At 66.7% G+C, this 16,318-nt stretch carries 16 protein-coding genes; 7 read left to right on the top strand and 9 right to left on the bottom strand.

Translation table 11 applies throughout. The features are described from left to right. Positions 1–31: 31 nt before the first annotated feature. Entirely contained in the window at positions 32–691 is a 660-nt protein-coding gene (locus tag ACSBQT_RS16230; RefSeq protein WP_172171879.1) for a TetR/AcrR family transcriptional regulator, read from the bottom strand. A gap of 329 nt (positions 692–1,020) precedes the next feature. Here ACSBQT_RS16230 and ACSBQT_RS16225 point away from each other — a divergent pair, with 329 nt between their 5' ends. Together ACSBQT_RS16225 and ACSBQT_RS16220 are read left to right on the top strand one after the other, a co-directional pair. Beyond that, positions 1,021–1,599 (top strand): NADPH-dependent FMN reductase, encoded by a 579-nt coding sequence (locus tag ACSBQT_RS16225; RefSeq protein WP_410708978.1) that lies wholly within the window; start codon positions 1,021–1,023, stop codon positions 1,597–1,599. Positions 1,600–1,818: 219 nt separating this feature from the next. Beyond that, positions 1,819–2,580, top strand: a complete 762-nt coding sequence (locus tag ACSBQT_RS16220) for a 3-hydroxyacyl-CoA dehydrogenase (RefSeq protein WP_173155457.1) — start codon at positions 1,819–1,821, stop codon at positions 2,578–2,580. Positions 2,581–2,594: 14 nt separating this feature from the next. Here ACSBQT_RS16220 and ACSBQT_RS16215 read toward each other — a convergent pair whose 3' ends face one another. Further along, positions 2,595–3,227: a response regulator gene (locus ACSBQT_RS16215; RefSeq protein WP_410708977.1), complete on the bottom strand. Its 633-nt coding sequence runs from the start codon at positions 3,225–3,227 to the stop codon at positions 2,595–2,597. Continuing rightward, on the bottom strand, positions 3,224–4,633 hold the full coding sequence (locus ACSBQT_RS16210) for a sensor histidine kinase (RefSeq protein ID WP_410708976.1): 1,410 nt from the start codon (positions 4,631–4,633) through the stop codon (positions 3,224–3,226). Before ACSBQT_RS16210 ends, ACSBQT_RS16215 begins: the two co-directional genes overlap by 4 nt. A gap of 141 nt (positions 4,634–4,774) precedes the next feature. Between ACSBQT_RS16210 and ACSBQT_RS16205 the strand changes: the two genes are divergently transcribed. Both ACSBQT_RS16205 and ACSBQT_RS16200 read left to right on the top strand, forming a co-directional pair. Continuing rightward, a complete protein-coding gene (locus tag ACSBQT_RS16205) occupies positions 4,775–5,737 on the top strand; it encodes a CPBP family intramembrane glutamic endopeptidase (protein WP_410708975.1) in 963 nt (320 codons plus the stop codon). After that, on the top strand, positions 5,734–5,961 hold the full coding sequence (locus ACSBQT_RS16200; protein WP_435002102.1) for a hypothetical protein: 228 nt from the start codon (positions 5,734–5,736) through the stop codon (positions 5,959–5,961). Before ACSBQT_RS16205 ends, ACSBQT_RS16200 begins: the two co-directional genes overlap by 4 nt. Before the next feature lie 118 nt (positions 5,962–6,079). On the opposite strand, the gene ACSBQT_RS16195 is transcribed toward ACSBQT_RS16200, so the two are convergent. The 3 genes from ACSBQT_RS16195 to ACSBQT_RS16185 all read right to left on the bottom strand — a co-directional run bounded on the left by ACSBQT_RS16195 (position 6,080) and on the right by ACSBQT_RS16185 (position 9,959). Continuing rightward, on the bottom strand, positions 6,080–6,979 hold the full coding sequence (locus ACSBQT_RS16195) for a hypothetical protein (protein WP_435002101.1): 900 nt from the start codon (positions 6,977–6,979) through the stop codon (positions 6,080–6,082). 74 nt (positions 6,980–7,053) lie between these two features. Continuing rightward, positions 7,054–9,051, bottom strand: coding sequence for a sensor domain-containing protein (locus ACSBQT_RS16190; RefSeq protein ID WP_435002100.1), 1,998 nt, complete (start codon positions 9,049–9,051; stop codon positions 7,054–7,056). Continuing rightward, the gene (locus ACSBQT_RS16185) at positions 9,048–9,959 is read right to left on the bottom strand and encodes a hypothetical protein (protein ID WP_410708970.1); all 912 of its coding nucleotides are present in this window, start codon (positions 9,957–9,959) and stop codon (positions 9,048–9,050) included. Before ACSBQT_RS16185 ends, ACSBQT_RS16190 begins: the two co-directional genes overlap by 4 nt. Before the next feature lie 168 nt (positions 9,960–10,127). On the opposite strand from ACSBQT_RS16185, the gene ACSBQT_RS16180 reads away from it, so the two are divergent. Beyond that, positions 10,128–10,859, top strand: a complete 732-nt coding sequence (locus tag ACSBQT_RS16180) for a response regulator (protein ID WP_410708969.1) — start codon at positions 10,128–10,130, stop codon at positions 10,857–10,859. Between the two features lie 55 nt (positions 10,860–10,914). Here ACSBQT_RS16180 and ACSBQT_RS16175 read toward each other — a convergent pair whose 3' ends face one another. After that, positions 10,915–11,946, bottom strand: coding sequence for an NAD(P)H-dependent flavin oxidoreductase (locus ACSBQT_RS16175; RefSeq protein ID WP_410708968.1), 1,032 nt, complete (start codon positions 11,944–11,946; stop codon positions 10,915–10,917). Between the two features lie 267 nt (positions 11,947–12,213). Here ACSBQT_RS16175 and ACSBQT_RS16170 point away from each other — a divergent pair, with 267 nt between their 5' ends. Further along, the gene (locus ACSBQT_RS16170; RefSeq protein WP_435002099.1) at positions 12,214–13,785 is read left to right on the top strand and encodes an acyltransferase family protein; all 1,572 of its coding nucleotides are present in this window, start codon (positions 12,214–12,216) and stop codon (positions 13,783–13,785) included. Here the strand turns inward: ACSBQT_RS16170 and ACSBQT_RS16165 are convergent. Beyond that, the gene (locus ACSBQT_RS16165; RefSeq protein ID WP_410708966.1) at positions 13,754–14,245 is read right to left on the bottom strand and encodes an SRPBCC domain-containing protein; all 492 of its coding nucleotides are present in this window, start codon (positions 14,243–14,245) and stop codon (positions 13,754–13,756) included. The genes ACSBQT_RS16170 and ACSBQT_RS16165 overlap by 32 nt on opposite strands. Then, positions 14,242–14,607: an ArsR/SmtB family transcription factor gene (locus ACSBQT_RS16160; protein ID WP_435002098.1), complete on the bottom strand. Its 366-nt coding sequence runs from the start codon at positions 14,605–14,607 to the stop codon at positions 14,242–14,244. The genes ACSBQT_RS16165 and ACSBQT_RS16160 overlap by 4 nt, the downstream gene beginning before the upstream one ends. A 207-nt stretch (positions 14,608–14,814) precedes the next feature. Here ACSBQT_RS16160 and ACSBQT_RS16155 point away from each other — a divergent pair, with 207 nt between their 5' ends. Further along, positions 14,815–16,101 (top strand): trans-sulfuration enzyme family protein, encoded by a 1,287-nt coding sequence (locus ACSBQT_RS16155; RefSeq protein WP_410708964.1) that lies wholly within the window; start codon positions 14,815–14,817, stop codon positions 16,099–16,101. Positions 16,102–16,318: the final 217 nt, after the last annotated feature.

The following is a 16,318-nucleotide window of genomic DNA, read 5'->3' as shown; positions in this document are numbered from 1 at the left end:
GTTGCTGCGCCGCCGTCAGGTAGCAACGGGGTCAGTTGGTGTCGGCGATGAAGTCGAGCATTCCGGCCTGATTGACCGGCAGGGCCAGCAAGCGGTCGAGTTCGGCCTCGTCGGGGTCGATACCGAGGATGCGCATCGAGTACTGAGTGAAGTCGCGCTCGATCATGTCAGGAGTCAGGTCACCCGTCGGCCGGTACCACAGCGAGAGCGAATTGCAGATCGAGTGGATGGCGCGAGTGGCCAGAGCCGCACTGCTGACGCGGAACTTACCCGAGTCGATGCCGGCCTGGACGATATCGCCCATGATCTCGCGGGCCTCCCGCTGGAGTTCCTTCACGCGGACGGCATTGTCGCCGGTGAGCCGTTCGGTGTCGCGCAGCAGCACGGTGGAGACCGAGACGTTCTCCATGCGATAGCGGGCGAGGTAGCGCACCGCCACGGCCAGCTGATCGACGACATCGTCATCGACGTCGGCGATGACCGCTCGGCAGTGCTCGACGTACCAGGTATACGCCGTGTGGACGAGCTCGTAGAGAGCTTCCTGCTTGGATGGGAAGTAGTAGTAGAGCGCTGAGAGGCTCAGACCTGCTGTCTGTGCGATATCGCGGATGGACGCGCCGTCGAATCCTTTGTCCGCGAAGGTGTCCCGGGCCGAGCGGAGAATATTGTTACGGCCGTTGGTTGAGCGCACGATGACCGGACTCCTTGCCTTGTTTTCCGTTGAAGCCGACTTTTTAACGAACAGTCTTTCACTTGCCCAACGACCATACACGACGGGCGGTCTCTGCGGGCCTGATTTCGCGCGGAATTACGGTATCACCGTTCCCGGAACCCGATCCGACAGATGTCGGACATGGTGACCAGGGTCACTCGATCGCCGGGAATGATTGAGCGTTCAACAATGTTGGCCGGTGTGGAGTTGCAGCCGATCCGGTTCGCCGAGGTCGCAGGCTCCACCCATGAACTCGACCGCCGCGGCCGCCCGGCCGGTGGACACCGCTCAACGATTTGAGGACGCATATGCTCAACATTGCCATCATTCCCGGAACTTCCCGCCCGCAGGCGCTCAACCCACAGATCGTGAGCTGGGTCGAGCAGCAGCTGGCTTCCAATGATGACGTCCGTGCCGAGGTCGTCGACTTCGGCAGCTTCGATCTGCCCCTCCTCGACGAGGTGGTCCCCGCCGGTGCGAAGATGTACGCCAACGACCACACGAAGGCCTGGGGCGCGAAGCTCGAAGAGTTCGACGCCTTCATCTTCGTCACTCCGGAGTACAACCACTCGATCTCGGGCTCGCTGAAGAACGCCCTCGACTTCGTCGCCACCGAGTTCAACCACAAGGTCGCCGGCATCGTGAACTACGGCGCCGACAAGGGAGTGCGCGCCGCTGAGCACCTGCGCCACATCCTCGCGAACTACAAGCTCGCCGTCGTCCGCGACCAGGCGTCGTTCTCGATCTTCACCGACGTCGCCGACGGCGCCTTCGCCCCGACCGAGGTCTCGGCCGCCCCGTTCGCCTCCATGGTCGACGACATCGTCGCCTGGGGCGAGGCCCTGAAGTCCGTGCGCGAAGCCGGTGCCGAGGAGCAGGCCGCCTGAGTCCGCCCTCGCAGCTGAGCCGAGACAGGCCCGCCGGTCACCCGACCGGCGGGCTTTGTCGTCCCCGTGTCGACTGACACCGTTCCTGTCGCGACCGGCGCCGCCGTCCAGGTGCCCCCTCGCCGAGGCGGCCCCACCCGACCCTGCACAGTGACCGTCCCCACATCTGCGTTAGAGTCGCAGTGATCAACTGTTCGCTCAGCGATGCAAAGGACACCCATGGATCTCACGAACACCGTCGCCCTCGTCACCGGCGGAGCCTCCGGACTCGGCCGCGCCACCACCGAACGCCTTCTGGCCGCCGGCGCCCAGGTCGTCATGGTCGACCTCAACGCCGAGGTGGGGCAGCAGGTCGCCGCCGAACTCGGCGATTCCGCCCACTTCGTCACCGCCGACGTGACGAACGAAGAGCAGGTGCAGGCCGCCGTCGACACCGCCACCGGGCTCGGCGCTCTGCGCGTCGTCGTCAACTGCGCGGGCGTCGCGACACCCGGAAAGCTCGTCTCCCGCAAGGGTCCGCTGCCGCTCGAGGCATTCCAGAAGGTGCTGAACATCAACATCGTCGGCACCGTCAACGTCTGCCGCCTCGCCGCTGCGGCCATGCAGCAGCAGGAGCCGGACGGCGAAGAGCGCGGAGTCATCGTCAACACCGCCTCCGTCGCGGCTTTCGACGGCCAGATCGGCCAGATCGCCTACTCGGCGTCCAAGGGTGCCGTGGCCGCCGTGACCCTGCCGATGGCCCGCGAACTCGCTGCCTCTCTCATCCGCGTCGTCACCATCGCACCCGGCATCTTCGAGACACCGATGATGGCCGGCCTGCCCGCCGAGGCACAGGAATCCCTCGGCAAGTCCGTGCCGCACCCGGCCCGACTGGGCAAGCCCGCCGAGTACGCGCAGCTCGTCGAATCGATCGTCGCCAATCCGATGCTCAACGGGGAGACGATCCGCCTCGACGGCGCCATCCGTATGGCCCCGAAATGATCGACTAAGGAGGCTCACCGACGGGCGTTGACGAGCAGCGCCAGCTGCACCCGCGAGGTCACCTCAAGCTTGTCGAAGGTGCGCGCCAGGTGAGTCTTCACCGTCGCAGTCGAGACGAACAGCGACCGCGCCACCTGCGCGTTCGTCAATCCCTGAGCGACCGCCTCGGCGATCTCCCGTTCCCTGGTCGACAACATCGCCAGCGGATCCTCACCCGGCGCCGAGGCGGACGGACGAGACGACATCAACGTGGCCAAGGCGGTCGCCGACAGAGTCCGTGTGCCGTCTGCTGCCGCGCGAACGGCGTTGATGAGCTCTTCCGGCGGGGTGTCCTTGAGGATGTACCCGGCCGCCCCGGACTGCAGGGCGCGGTGGATGAAATCGTCGGTCCCGAAGGCCGTGAGCATGAGCACCTGGGGATGTTCGGGATCGGACAGCAGCGTCTGCGCGGCCTCGAGGCCGTCGAGACGGGGCATCCGGATGTCCATGAGCACGAGGTCGGGACTCAGCCGACGGGCGAGGTCGATGGCTTCGACACCGTCGACCGCCTCGGCGATGACCTCGATATCGGTCGCCGCGCCGAGGAGGAGCTTGAGACCCGAGCGCATGAGCGACTCGTCGTCGGCGATGATTACCCGAATGCTCATGGCTGCGTCTCCTGCTCGTCGGGGGAGTCGATCGCACCGGCAGTTCCCGGGGCGTCGCCGTCTGTGAAGATGTCGGCATCGACGGGGATGCGGGCGCGGAGGGTGAATTCCGGGGTCGTCGTCACGGTGAGATCGCCGCCCATGGCCTCCATTCTCTCCCGCAGGCCGAGCAGTCCCAACCCGGATCCGGTGACGAGCTGCTGTGATCCGGCGCGGAAGGCCGGGGCCAGACCTGTGTGCGGATTGCTGGCGACGAGCACCAGATGACCGTCGGCCTCATCGAAGCCGACTTTGATCGTCACCGTCTGGCCCGGGGCGTGCTTGACCGCGTTCGTGATCGCTTCCTGGACGAAGCGGTAGATCGTCGTCTGCTCGAGCGCCCCACACCGGTGGAGGACTTCGGCGGTCACCGGTTCGAGGTAGCGCAGTTCGGCGGTGTCGCCCCTGGCTGCGACGAGGCGGTCGATGTCGGGGTCGATGACCGTGCCCTGATCGTCGCTGCGCAGCATGGTGAGCACCTCACGCAGTTCGACACCGGAGCGACGCGCGGCGTCGGCGATGAGTCGGGCGCTTTCACGGACCTCGTCGGGGTCGAGGTCCTGCCGCACGGACAGGGCACCGGAGTACATCGCGATGACGGAGAGATGGTGGGACAGGGAATCGTGCATGTCGCGGGCGATGCCGCGGCGCACCTCGGCGATGGCTCGGTCCTGCCGGGAGCGTTCGCGCAGCAGGGTCTGGGCGGCGGAGTCGATGAAGCCCTGCTCGCGGGCGCCGCGGATGACGCCGATGATGACGACGACGGCATACATCGTGCCGCCGAAGACGAATACGGGAAGTTCGAAAGCCCCCGCCGCCTGCGGTGTGAGCACATAGGTTGCGGAAAAGGCTGCCAGTGTGGCTGCGAGGCCGACGAAATCGAGAGCCCAACTGCGTCTGGCCGACAAGGAGACGAGCATGATCGACGCGGCGAGGGCGCCGAGGATGCTGACCGTGCCGAGGAGTATGCCGATGATCCCGACAGTGACGGGAATCCAGCCTCCCGGACGCCGCTGAAGCGATTCGGCGGATCCGTCGGCGGCGAGGAACTCATCACCGCCGTGCCCGGTGACTGTGAGGAATTCGCGCAGCTTTTCTGAGGCAAGGACCTTCGGCCGCAGTTGTTTGCGCGGTATCCGGCGCCCATCGAAGAGGAGCACGATCGGCAGACAGACGAAGGAAACGAGCCCGAAGACGATGTGGACGAAGATTTCGGCACTGAGCGCATCTGTCTCAGCCGCGGTGGAATCAGAGTTCGGCCATTGCTTTCCGATGACGATGAAGAGCAGGAGCGCGCCGACGACCGCGGAGATGACGGTCCAGAGGAGGGCATGCGCGAGCGGGCGGCGGGCGGGGCGAGGTGTCACCCTTCGAGCCTACCGGTGAGAAGACGGATGGTCTGTCGCCCGAAAGGATGAAAGAAGTCTGGCCCTCGGCCGATGGTCAGTGGCCGCCGGTTTCGAGAGGGTGGAGGCATAAGAAATCTCCCCCGTTTCACTCGGTCGCCCATGACCACAGCAACCCAGCCGGCCCCTAACCTGCCCGGACCCGGTTCCGTCGAGCCGCCTCGGCGCTATCATCGTCAGTTCGCCGGCTTCTTTCTCTGGGCACTCTTCGCCCTCGGCGTCGACGGTGACTTCAACACATGGTGGGAACGCCTCATCGACATGAACACGACCACGGGCGTCCTCTTCGGACTCGTCAACGTCATCCTCATGTGGCCGGCCGCCGAGCTCGCGACCCTATGCATCTACCGGCGCTCTTTCTCCTCGATGATCTCGCTCCGCGGCGGCATGCGATGGGCTCGGCTCGGACGGTATCTGCTGGTCGGTGCGGCCGTATGGGTGGTCTGCGCGATCGTCATGGTCGCCTTCTCCGACGGGGCGATGGGCAACCTGACCTCGGGAATCGTGTGGAACAGCCAAGTGCTCGCCATGCTCATCGCAATCATCCTCCTCGTTTCGTTCCAGGCGACGGCCGAGGAGATCGTCTTCCGCGGCCTGGCCATGAACATCATCGGCTCATGGCTGCGCCACCCCGCGTGGGCCGTGTTCATCCCCGTGCCGATCTTCGTCGTCGGCCACGTCTACGACCTGCCGGGACTCATCGACGTCGGCATCTTCGCCGTCATCGTCGGCACCCTGACCATCATCACCGGCGGTCTCGAGGCCGGAATGGCCTTCCACATCGTCAACAACGTCTTCGCGTTCGGTTTGGGCGTGCTCGCCGGTGCCGACCTCAATGCGACGAGCGCCCCCACGGTCGAGGTCGTCATGTCGATCGCGGCTCCGATCGTCTTCGGCATCATCGTCGTCCTCGATCATCTCCGCCGAGGTGGATCGATCTTTCGCCGAGGCGGCCCGACCGACCGTGAACCGATGCGTCCCCGCGGGGACAGCCCAGAGAACGAGGAAACCGCGGTGGACAGCGATGTGAATGCCGACACCGAAACGAAAGCGAACCTGTCATGAGCTACTACAGCGAGCTCGCCCAGAACCTGCGCAAGCGCGGGTGTGAAGAAGACCAGGTCCTCACCGTCCTCCACGAGGTCAAATACAGGGCCGAGGCGGCGGGGACGACACCCGACGCCGAGTTCGGCACCCCCGAAGAGGAAGCCTCAAAACACAGCGGGAAGCGCGCACGGTCCGCGGGCCAGGCGACGCTCAACGTGTTCGGATTCGTGGGCGTGTGCTGAGTGGTCGTCTACGCCATCTGGCCGGGACTGTTCGACTTCACAAACCCTGTGCTGTCGAACTTCGCCGGCATGATCGCGCTCCTCGTCCTGCTCGTCATCGGCGCCTTCGTCGCAGGCTTCATCGACTCTCGTCTGCCGAGGGGGTTCGAGGCTCCGCGGTCAGAAGCCGATCGATGAGCTCATCTGCAGTGATGCCCTCGGCCCGCGCGGCGGCGTTGATGCGATCGAGCGTCGAAGGCGACAGGGCCGGCGCCGGTTGGGACGACGGCTGAGATGACGACGGTTGAGTCGACCGGGCTGATGTCTCGCCGGCGCGGTCGGCGCCCGCAGGCTTCGACCCGGCCCTGAGCAGCAGCGAGGTCAGCGGCACGATGACGACTCCGAGTGCGGCGAGGATCCATATGATGCCGTTGAGGCGGGTCAGCCACTCGAGTTCCCACGCTGATTCCACCCAGATCGTGACGAGAACCAGGCTCGTGCCGAGAGCAAGCAGTCCGAGCGTGATCGGCAGCCCGATCCGCACCACCCGAGACCGGGGCACCAGCAGCAGAATGAGCGAACTGACCGAAGCGACGGCGGTGACGAGCACGATCGACGCGAGCACCTGGTAGAGGATGTCGCCGATGGTCTGGCCGGTGGAGCCGGGGACGGGGTCGTTCCACATGTACGGATCGCCCCAGACGAACAGAATGCTCAACAGCAGGGTGATGAACGCCAGCAGTACCGTGACACTGCCGAACCATTGGGCCCGGCGGCCGATGAGACTCGCCCCGCAGAAGGCGGCGACGCTGCAGGCGCCGGTCACCGCCGTCGTGGCGATGACCTGGAACGTCGGTTCGGACTCGATATCGCCGAGCATGACGATGATCCCGCCGATCGCCGCCACGCTGAAGGCCACGACGATGATGACGGCGATCGTGCGCCGCAGGTCCCGGACGAACCGGGACTGCTCTCGCGCCGCGGGTTCCGGCGCCGGCGTCGAGGGGTCAGATGGCGTCGATGGGGATGAGTGAGTCACTGTTTCTGCACCTTTCGGAGGGGATTTCAGACAGCAGGGATCCCTGATCGATTATGTCATCGATCCGCGGACCCTCACTCCATGGGTAGCGACGCGGTGACCTCGAACCCGCCAGCACTTGTCGGCCCCACCCGCAGGCTTCCGCCCAAGGCTTCTACGCGTTCGCGCATCCCCTTGATGCCGAAACCTCCGCCGAGGTGGCCGTGCCCACCCGCATCCGTCCCACCGTCGGGCTCCCCGTTGAGCACGGAGATCTCAAGCCGGGAGCCGATGGCCGTGACGGTGACCGTGACCGGGGCGCCGGCGGCATGCCGCAGCGAATTCGACAGGCTCTCCTGCACCACGCGGAACGCGGTGAGGCTCGTCGTCGGCGGCAGCGCGAGAGGTTCGGCGGGGAAGTCGAGATCGACGGCCGCGCCGGAGCCGCGTGTGACATCGACGAGGCCGGGAATGTCGTCGACGGTCGGCTGCGGCGCCAGGTCGGCATCCCGGCCGCCGCGGAGGATGGCGAGGAGTCCGCGCATCTCCGTCAGCGCCTGGCGAGCCGATCCCGCCATCGAATCGAACTCGCCGAGGCTGCGCTCATCGAGTCCGGGCAGCCGGTACTTCGCCGTCGTCGCCTGCACACTGATGACCGACATGCTGTGCGCGACGACATCATGGAGTTCCTGAGCGATCCGGTTGCGCTCTTCGAGTTCCTGCCGCTTCGCCAGCTCTGCGGCACTGAGCTCGCGTTCGGACTCGAGCTGCCGGCGACCCTTGATGAGGAGGTTGCCGATCACGCCGATGACTCCGGCACCGGCGGCGACGGCTGCGGTGGTGATCACGTTCGACAGGGCCCCGGGAAGCTCGCCGGCATGCGGCAGGAACAGGGCGAGCGCGCCGATGAGCGCACTTCCTGCCCACAGAGCGACGAGGTGGATCCAACGGTGACGCAGACCGATGATGAGGTGGAGGAACACGAGAGCCAACAGCGAAGTGACCGTGAACGGTCGGACTGCTCCCGAGATGTCCGCGGTGAGCAGAATGCCTGCCAGCTGAGCGATGAGGCCGAGGCCGATCGCCGGGATCGGCCAGCGCACGGCAAGCAGGAGCGCGGCGCTGAGGCTGAACGCAAGAATCATCGCGAAGACCGTCGGGACGCCGTAGAGGACGGTGGTCACCGGCCAGGCGACTGCGACGAGCACGACCCCGACGAATGCTGCGATGAGCCAGAACCACCCTTGGCTCCCGGCGATGGTCGACAGTGCAGACGACTGCGCCGGATGAGCCGACCGCTCTGAGCGAGTCGCCTGCGCGGAGACAGCTGCCCCATCAGTCGACCCGGCAGCGCGGATCGAGACGATCTCGAGCAGTGCCATGGCGTGGAGGACGAAGGGGAACGTCAGCAGCAGGATGATCCCGACGATGAACTGGAAGGTCGCCTCGGCGGCGAACCCGAGGTCGGTGACCGGGGAGTTCGTCACCCACGCGACGACCCAGTCGACGGTGTTTCCGCCTCCGTCCGGCACGAACGCGCCCCAGAAGAAGTGCGTGATCCCGCCCAGACCGCCGGCGACCCAGGCCAGCGAGACGGAAAACGTGAAGAGCCGGATCGGCAGGGCGAACACGGTTTCGAAGAGCAGATCCAACCACGCACGGGCATCGGACAGCGGAGCCAACCACCAGCGGAGTCCGCGTCCACGGGGACGGGGAGCCGCCTCGGCGATGGGGGCACCCCACTCGCGGGCACGGGCCCGGGAGAGGTTGCCGAACGCGCGGGCGACGGTCAGCGTCAGCGGCAGGAGGAGCACACCGACCCAGACGATGACCGTGGCGATCGAGACGGAGAACAGAGTGATGAGCACTGGAAACGCGATGAGCGAGATGAGCAGGCTCGGGGCGACGAGAATGGAATCGCGGCCGAGATTGCGCCACAGCCGGGCCCACCACGAACGCGGTGCGCTCGCGGCCGGAGAATCGGCGGCCGCCTGGGCGTTCGGGTCGATCTGCGGAGGCTCTGCTGGGCGGGGCACGTCTCCAGCGTACGTGTCGGAGGGTGCGGGGGAGGCGAGATCGGGGGAGTGGTTCACAGCGTGATTCCTTCCTGTGCTGTGTGCGGAGCCGTCTGAGCGGTGTCGACTGCGGTGTCAGCGCGGGCGGTCCTGCGAGATTCGAGGACCTTCGGGTGGAAGCGCGAGAGCATCCACACTCCGCCGATGCCGATGGCTGCGGAGACGAGCAGACCGATGACAGCCGGTGGCGTCAGTCCGGTGTATTCGCCGAAGAACGCGGCACCGATGATGACGGCGACGATCGGGTCGATGACGGTGAGGCCGGCCAGAACCGTCTCGGCGGGGCCGCAGGCGTACGCGGTCTGAACGAGCCAGAATCCCGCCGCCGAGGCCAAGCCGACCGCGCCCAGCAGCGCCCACCAACGCAGACCGAACGTATCGAGTCCGGGCAGTCCCGACATGACGACTGATCGGGCGAGGACATGCGTGGCCGCGGCGACCGTGCCGAAGACGATCCCGGTCATGACGACCCGGGGAATGTGGCCCGCGGAGCTGAACGAGAACAGCCCCGCGAAGACGGTGAGGGCTGCGAGCACGGCGAGCAGCCAGGTCACCGACTGCGTGTTCACGGAGATCTCGTGGGCGAACCTCGCCGAGGTGGCCACGAAGGAGAAGATCCCGAAGAGCGTGACCGCGATGCTGATGAGCAGCGGAGCACCGAGGCGGAGCCCGAAGTACCGCCGGCCGATGAGGACGGCGAAGACGAGAGAGACCGCGCCGATGGGCTGGACGATGGCAACCGGGCCGAGTCCGAGCGCGATGACGTTGAGCACCGTGACCAGCCCCATGAGGCCGAGCCCGGTTGCCCAAGTGGCGCGACGGCGCAGACCCGGAGCCATGGTGGCCACGGCATGCTGCTGGAAGTGGGTGCCCAGGGCCAGGCAGAACGCTGCTGCGGTGGCGAGGATGACGGCGGTGATGATCATGGCTCGAACATTAGGGAGCCGGTAGGCGCCGGCACATCATACGCAGGAGTGAAATAGGCGCCGCGCGTATCACCCATGAGGATGAGATTCGGTCGAAACCGGGCCCGAGGGGCGGATTCTCGGGGATTGAGCGGGTTCTGCGACCCCGGCGTCCGGTAGGTTTGGACCATGCCGGGAATTGAGGACGCGCGGAACGGGGACGGGGGAGCCGCCTCGGCGAGTGTGCCGCCTCCGTCGGAGACGACGATCAGGGTCGCCATCGTCGACGATCAGGCGATGGTGCGGCAGGGATTCGGGGCGCTGCTCGACGCGCAGTCGGACATGCAGGTCGTAGGCAGTGCCGATGACGGATCCGCCGTCGTCGACCTCGTCCGCCGCACGAGCCCCGACGTCATCCTCATGGACATCCGGATGCCGACGCTCAACGGGCTCGACGCCACCCGAGCGATCTTCAACATGCCCGGAGACCACCCGCGGGTCATCATGCTCACCACGTTCGACGCCGACGAATACGTGTTCTCCGCACTCCGGGCCGGTGCCAGCGGATTCCTCCTCAAAGACGCCACAGCCGAAGATATGATCACCGCGGTCCGGGTGGTTGCCGGCGGGGAATCGCTGCTCGCGCCCTCGGTGACCCGCCGGCTCATCGCCGAATACGTCGCCGGGCCCACCGTGGCCAAGGACACCGCGGTGCTCGGACAGCTCACCGACCGGGAGATCGACGTGATGACCCTGGTGGCGAAGGGGCACGCCAACGCCGAGGTGGCCGAACAGCTCTACCTCGCCGAACAGACCGTGAAGACCCACGTCTCGAGGATCCTGTCGAAACTGGGGCTGCGCGACCGCACCCAGATCGTCGTCGCCGCCTACGAATCAGGGTTGGTCGTCGCCGGGAACTGAGCGGCACGGGCGTGCGCCTGCCGGGTGGCGTGTGCGGGGGACGCCGGCCCGCTGACTACTTGCGGGCGAAGCCGGCGCCGAGGTCCTTGACGATGGTCTCCGCCGATCCGTCCTGGGCGCTGCGGTAGCCGGTTCCGGCCCACAGGTGCAGGCCGTGCGGGTCATCGGCCTTCTTCGCCGCGGCGCGGAACTCCTTCGTCAGATGGTGCACTGCCGGGTAGGCGTCGACGGCGATCGAGTCGAACGTCCGCACGAAGTCATTGACCAGCGCACGTGCGGGGCGTCCGGTGAATGCCCTGGTCAGCTGGGTGTTCGTGAACTCGTCGGAGGCCAGTGCGGCTCGATGAGCGGGTGCCGTTCCTGCCTCGTCCGAGCGCAGCAGAAGGGTGCCGACGACGACTGAGCTCGCCCCCGCGCCGAGGAGCTCACCCACCATGGCCTCACCGTCGACTCCGCCTCCCGCCGCCACGGGCAGGTCCACCTCGGCGAGGATGTCACGGACGAGATCGACGGTCGCGCGGTCCTCGATGGTCCGTGTCGGATCGGCCGTACCGGAATGTCCGCCGGCGCGCGGACCCTGGACGATGAGCCCGTCGACACCGACTTCGGCAGCCGCACGAGCCTCGGCAACCGAGGTCACCGTGGCGACGACCTGAGTGCCGACGGCGTGGAGGCGGTCGACCGCCTCGGCGGTGGGTAGATTGAACGTCATCGAGACCAGGGGGACGGGGTGCTCGGTGAGCCAGTCGAGCTTGTCGTCGAAGTGGTCGTCATCCTCGACCGGTTCGGGATCGAGCGTGATCCCGCGGGCGGCTGCGGCCGGTTCGAGCGCACTGACGAAGTCGTCGAAGGCCTCGCGATCGACGGGGACGGGGTTCGGAGCGAAGAGGTTGACGCCGAAGTTCGAGGTCGTCTCACGCATCCGTGTGATCAGAGGAGAGAGGGCCTCGGTGGTGAGATAACCGCCCGCGACGAAAGGGAATCCGCCGGCCCGGGCGACGGCCTCGGTGAGTTCGGGCGTCGTCGTCCCACCGGCCATGGGCGCACCGATGATGGGCAGCGAGGTCTTAGCGAAGGCGATCGTCATGGTTCTCTCCTTTGATCGGCGGACCCGGGCTCGGCGTCTGTCGCCGAGCGAGGCGGCCGCGTGGTCGGCGTGCTCATCGCCATTCTCACATGGCCGGGCGCGGCGAGTATGAGGTGATCGGTCGACGGTATCCCTCGGAAGTATCGGTCGGCGGGGGAGAGGTGGGCTCTCCGGCGTGATGTGCCGAGGCAGATGCGGTTCCTAACTTCGGTGTCATCGCACCGATTCCCTGTGATCGGCACTGAACGACTCTGACAAGGAGCTGCCATGACACTCATGCTCAACGACCCTGCCCCGCCCGTCGACACCGAGGTCGGACGAACCCCCGAGAGCGCGGTCGCCCCGCCCGCCGAACTTCGGACTCGCGAACCCCAAACCGTCGCCGCACCCCACCGTGACCAGGCCATCGACCTCATCCGATTCGGCTGCCTCATCGTCGTGGTCATCCTCCACTCGATGATGAGCGCGGCCGTGCTCGGACCCGACGGCACAGTGGCTCCGACGGTCGCGCTGTCGACGACCGCCGGATTCGCCGCAGCGTCCTGGTTCTTCCAGATCATGCCCCTGTTCTTCATCATCGGCGGATACGCGGGCATCACCGGATGGAGGCGCACCCGTGCCCGAGGCGGAACCTGGACCGACTATCTGCGTGCCCGACTGCGCCGCCTCGCCGTACCCACCGCGGTCCTCGTCGTCATCGCCGGGATCGGACTGTCCGCGGCCGCTGACATAGGCGTTTCCTCCGAACTCATCGTCGAGGCGAGCCGCCGCATCGGCCAACCGCTATGGTTCCTCGCCGTCTACCTCGGCCTGTCCTCACTGGTGCCGGTAGCGGTCCATTTCCATGAAAGAGCGCCGAGGCGGTCCCTGGCAGTCCTCGCCGGTGCCGTCATCGCCGTCGACGTTCTCTCCGGAACGACAGGGATTGCCGGCCTCGGCTATCTCAACTTCGTCGTCGTCTGGCCGCTGATCCAACAGCTCGGGTTCTTCTTCGCCGATGCCTCCGACCGCCCGATCAGCCGTCCCGTGGTGTGGACGGCGCTGGTGGCCGCGCTGGGTCTCCTCGGCGGACTCGTGGCAGCCGGGGTGTACAGCCCGAACATGCTCGTCAACCTCAATCCGCCGACCGGCGCCCTCGTCCTGCTCGGCGTCGCACAGCTCTGCGTGCTGCGGCTGGTCCATGCCCGGCTGAATCGGGCGCTCCACGTCGATCGGCTGTCCGCAGAGTCGACGACGGTTCCAGGAGAAGCCCCCGCCGAGGCGGCCCCCACCTCCCGAATCCTGACCGCCCAGCTCTGGGAGCGGGTCATCGCCTGGGGCAATACCTACGGAATGCAGGTCTACCTGTGGCATATGAGCGTCGTCATCGTCCTCATCGGAGCTCTCGGATGGCTGGCGCAGACAGTCGTCGGCTTCCCGACGGGGATTCTGCTCGACCTGCCGACCGGCACCGTCGCCGAGTTCATCCTTCCCGAGATCGAGTCGGGATGGTGGTGGGCGACGCGTCTGCCGTGGCTGCTTGCAGTGATGGGTCTCTCCGCGCTGGTCGCCATGGCGGCGGAGCGGATCCCGTTCCCCTCCGAACGGCGACTTGCTGCAGTCGGTCGCGGCCTCTCAGCGCTCGTCCGTGCTGTCCTTCCGCAGGGGTTCCCGGTACAGTCATTCAGCCGGCGGGTGCGCGCCATCGTCGCTGTCGGAGCGGCCACGATGGGCATTGCGGTCGCCCTCCTCGTCGGAATCGCGCCGATGATCTGGACGGTCGTGGCGGCCGGCCTGCTGATGGGTTCGCTCATCCTGTCGGCCGGGCTCACTCCACTGTGGCAGCCAGCTGGTCGGTGACAGTGCCCCAGCCGTCGAAGAACCCGAGCTCCTCGTGCCGGGCGCGCTGCTCCGGGCTGCCGTGCCGCACGATGGCGCGGTAGTCGGTGCCGTCGGGATGGTCGCCGAGGATGATCTCGGTGGTCATGGCCACCGGGTCCGGCAGCGACGGGTGCCAGGAGCTGCTGACGGCGTTGGTGAAGACGAGGCGGCTGCCTTCCTCGATGACGAGGAACACCGCATCGACATGCGGATGCCATTCGGTGCCGTCCTCGCTCATCCGGGTGACGAAGGCGCCGCCCGGAGCGAGTTCGAGCGAATCCACGCGCAGGCTCAGCGGTGCCGGGATCCACCATTGGGCCAGCTGGTCCGGCGTGGTCCAAGCGTCCCAGATGGCCTGCTTCGGGGCGCGGATGATCCGCTGGATGCTGAGGTCGAGGTCCGGATTCTGATTTCGTGTGCGAGAGAGCTGAGTGGTCATGATTCCTCCTTGGTGGGGGTGGGCACGTCGGAGTCCACGGATCCCGTGGTGACGAACTGTTCGAGCCGGTCGGTGGCGCGTTCCCAGATGCGCCGCTGTTCTTCGAGCCAATGCGAGAGCAGATGGAACCGATCCTGGTTGAGCGCACAGGTGCGTACGCGCCCGGACTTCTCGGTCCGGATGAGGCCGCACGATTCGAGGCTGCGCACATGTTTCATGAACGACGGCAGCGAGATCGACAACGGCTCGGCAAGCTCTCCGACGCTGGCCGGTCCCTGCCCGAGACGCGCGATCACGCTGCGGCGAGTGGGGTCGGCCAATGCCGAGAATATGGCATCGAGCTCATCCGAATACTTAACCATGAGGCTAAGTATTACGCTCTGAGGCGGCAAAGGGGAAGAGGAGGACGAGAAAAATCGAGTCGAACGAGACGAAAAATGACAGTCCTCGGCGACATATGACGTGTCGTGACAGTGCGCGTCACCGGGCACGCACGAACAGGATTCGGCCACTCACACTGAAGCTCACCGCAGATGCAGCGGTGCCCATCAGTGAAGGAAGGATCCGCCGTGAGTTCACCCCGTCTCGAACCCACCCCACCCGCCGGAATCTCGACCCGATCGGTGCACTCGGGAGCCATGCCCGAGGCACACACCGGTTCGGTCGTGGCTCCGATCTTCCAGACCTCCACCTTCATGATGGACACTCCGGGAGAGACCCGCGCCGGCTTCGACTACGCGCGCACGGGCACGCCGAACCGCAGCGACCTCGAACAGGCTCTGTGCGAATTGGAGGGCGCGTCGTTCGCCGCGGCCGTCAACTCGGGAACCTCGGCCGAGGTGGCCGTGTTCTCCGCGCTGCTGCGTCCCGGTGACGAGGTCATCCTGCCCCGCGACGTCTACGGCGGGACCTTCCGGCTCCTGCAGAACGAGTACGTGCGCTGGGGCGTGGTCATCCGCACCGTCGACCTCACCGACCCCGCGGCGCTGGACGCCGCCATCAATGAGAACACCGCGATCATCTGGGTCGAGACCCCGAGCAACCCCGGGCTCGACATCATCGATATCGCCGAGGCGGCCCTCCTCGCCCACCGAGCGAACGCGCTTCTGGCCGTGGACTCGACCTTCGCGACCCCGGTGCTCCAGCGTCCGCTGGAGCTCGGGGCCGATATCGTCGTGCACTCGACGACGAAGTTCATCAACGGCCACTCCGATGTCATCGGCGGGGCGGTCCTCACCGGTGACGGGACGAGCTGTCCCCGCGCCGCCGAGGTGGTCGACCGTATTGAGAGCCACCTCGCTTCCGTGGGGCTGGGCATCTCCCCGTTCGACGCGTGGCTGACCAGGCGTGGGATCAAGACCCTTCCGGTGCGGATGAAGGCGCACTGTGCCAACGCGCAGGCGGTGGCCGAATGGCTCGAGACCCGCGACGAGGTGGCCGAAGTGATCTACCCGGGGCTGCCCTCGCACCCGGGGCACGAGGTGGCGAAGCGGCAGATGAGCGGGTTCGGAGGAGTGGTGTCCCTGCGCACCGACACCGAGGAGCGGGCACTGTCCCTGGTGGCGAACACGAAGCTCGTCACTCTGGCCGAATCGCTCGGAGGAGTCGAGTCCCTCATCGACCATCCGGCGACGATGACGCACCTGTCCGTGGCCGGCAGCGAGGTCAGCGTCTCCGGCAGGTTCATCCGCCTGTCCGTCGGGATCGAAGACGTCGAAGACATCGTCGCCGACCTTGCGCAGGCGCTCGACGCCACGTCCGGTGATGCGGGCACGAGTGTTGCCGATAGTGCAGCACATGCCGCTCCTGCGGGGCAGCAGCTCGTCTCGTCTCCAGCGGCTGTGGTCTCCGTATAGCCGACGGCATCACGCACCGGGAGCGACATTTCCCCCCGATGCTTCGGCATCCCTCACCCCAAGTGGCACACCACACCGATGCAACGAGGTGGTGTGCCACGAAAGGTGAGGGGTGCGCGGAAAGGTCGCGGACAACGGCGCGACTGGTACGCGGATGGAGTTCCAGCGTCCACCTGGAGCTGCAGTGTCCGCGGTCACAGGGTGTCGGGAAAACCCG

The organism is Brevibacterium sp. H602, from assembly GCF_051172395.1.
In the GTDB taxonomy this organism is placed as follows: Bacteria; Actinomycetota; Actinomycetes; order Actinomycetales; family Brevibacteriaceae; genus Brevibacterium.
This window is presented reverse-complemented; position numbering and strand designations above follow the sequence as displayed.

Bases quoted from the DNA above. Each gene is read 5' to 3' on its own strand.
- ACSBQT_RS16160 (WP_435002098.1), bottom strand. From the start codon at position 14,607: ATGGTTAAGTATTCGGATGAGCTCGATGCCATATTCTCGGCATTGGCC.
- ACSBQT_RS16220 (WP_173155457.1), top strand. From the start codon at position 1,819: ATGGATCTCACGAACACCGTCGCCCTCGTCACCGGCGGAGCCTCCGGA.
- ACSBQT_RS16225 (WP_410708978.1), top strand. From the start codon at position 1,021: ATGCTCAACATTGCCATCATTCCCGGAACTTCCCGCCCGCAGGCGCTC.
- ACSBQT_RS16215 (WP_410708977.1), bottom strand. From the start codon at position 3,227: ATGAGCATTCGGGTAATCATCGCCGACGACGAGTCGCTCATGCGCTCG.
- ACSBQT_RS16205 (WP_410708975.1), top strand. From the start codon at position 4,775: ATGACCACAGCAACCCAGCCGGCCCCTAACCTGCCCGGACCCGGTTCC.
- ACSBQT_RS16200 (WP_435002102.1), top strand. From the start codon at position 5,734: ATGAGCTACTACAGCGAGCTCGCCCAGAACCTGCGCAAGCGCGGGTGT.
- ACSBQT_RS16180 (WP_410708969.1), top strand. From the start codon at position 10,128: ATGCCGGGAATTGAGGACGCGCGGAACGGGGACGGGGGAGCCGCCTCG.
- ACSBQT_RS16185 (WP_410708970.1), bottom strand. From the start codon at position 9,959: ATGATCATCACCGCCGTCATCCTCGCCACCGCAGCAGCGTTCTGCCTG.
- ACSBQT_RS16175 (WP_410708968.1), bottom strand. From the start codon at position 11,946: ATGACGATCGCCTTCGCTAAGACCTCGCTGCCCATCATCGGTGCGCCC.
- ACSBQT_RS16170 (WP_435002099.1), top strand. From the start codon at position 12,214: ATGACACTCATGCTCAACGACCCTGCCCCGCCCGTCGACACCGAGGTC.
- ACSBQT_RS16165 (WP_410708966.1), bottom strand. From the start codon at position 14,245: ATGACCACTCAGCTCTCTCGCACACGAAATCAGAATCCGGACCTCGAC.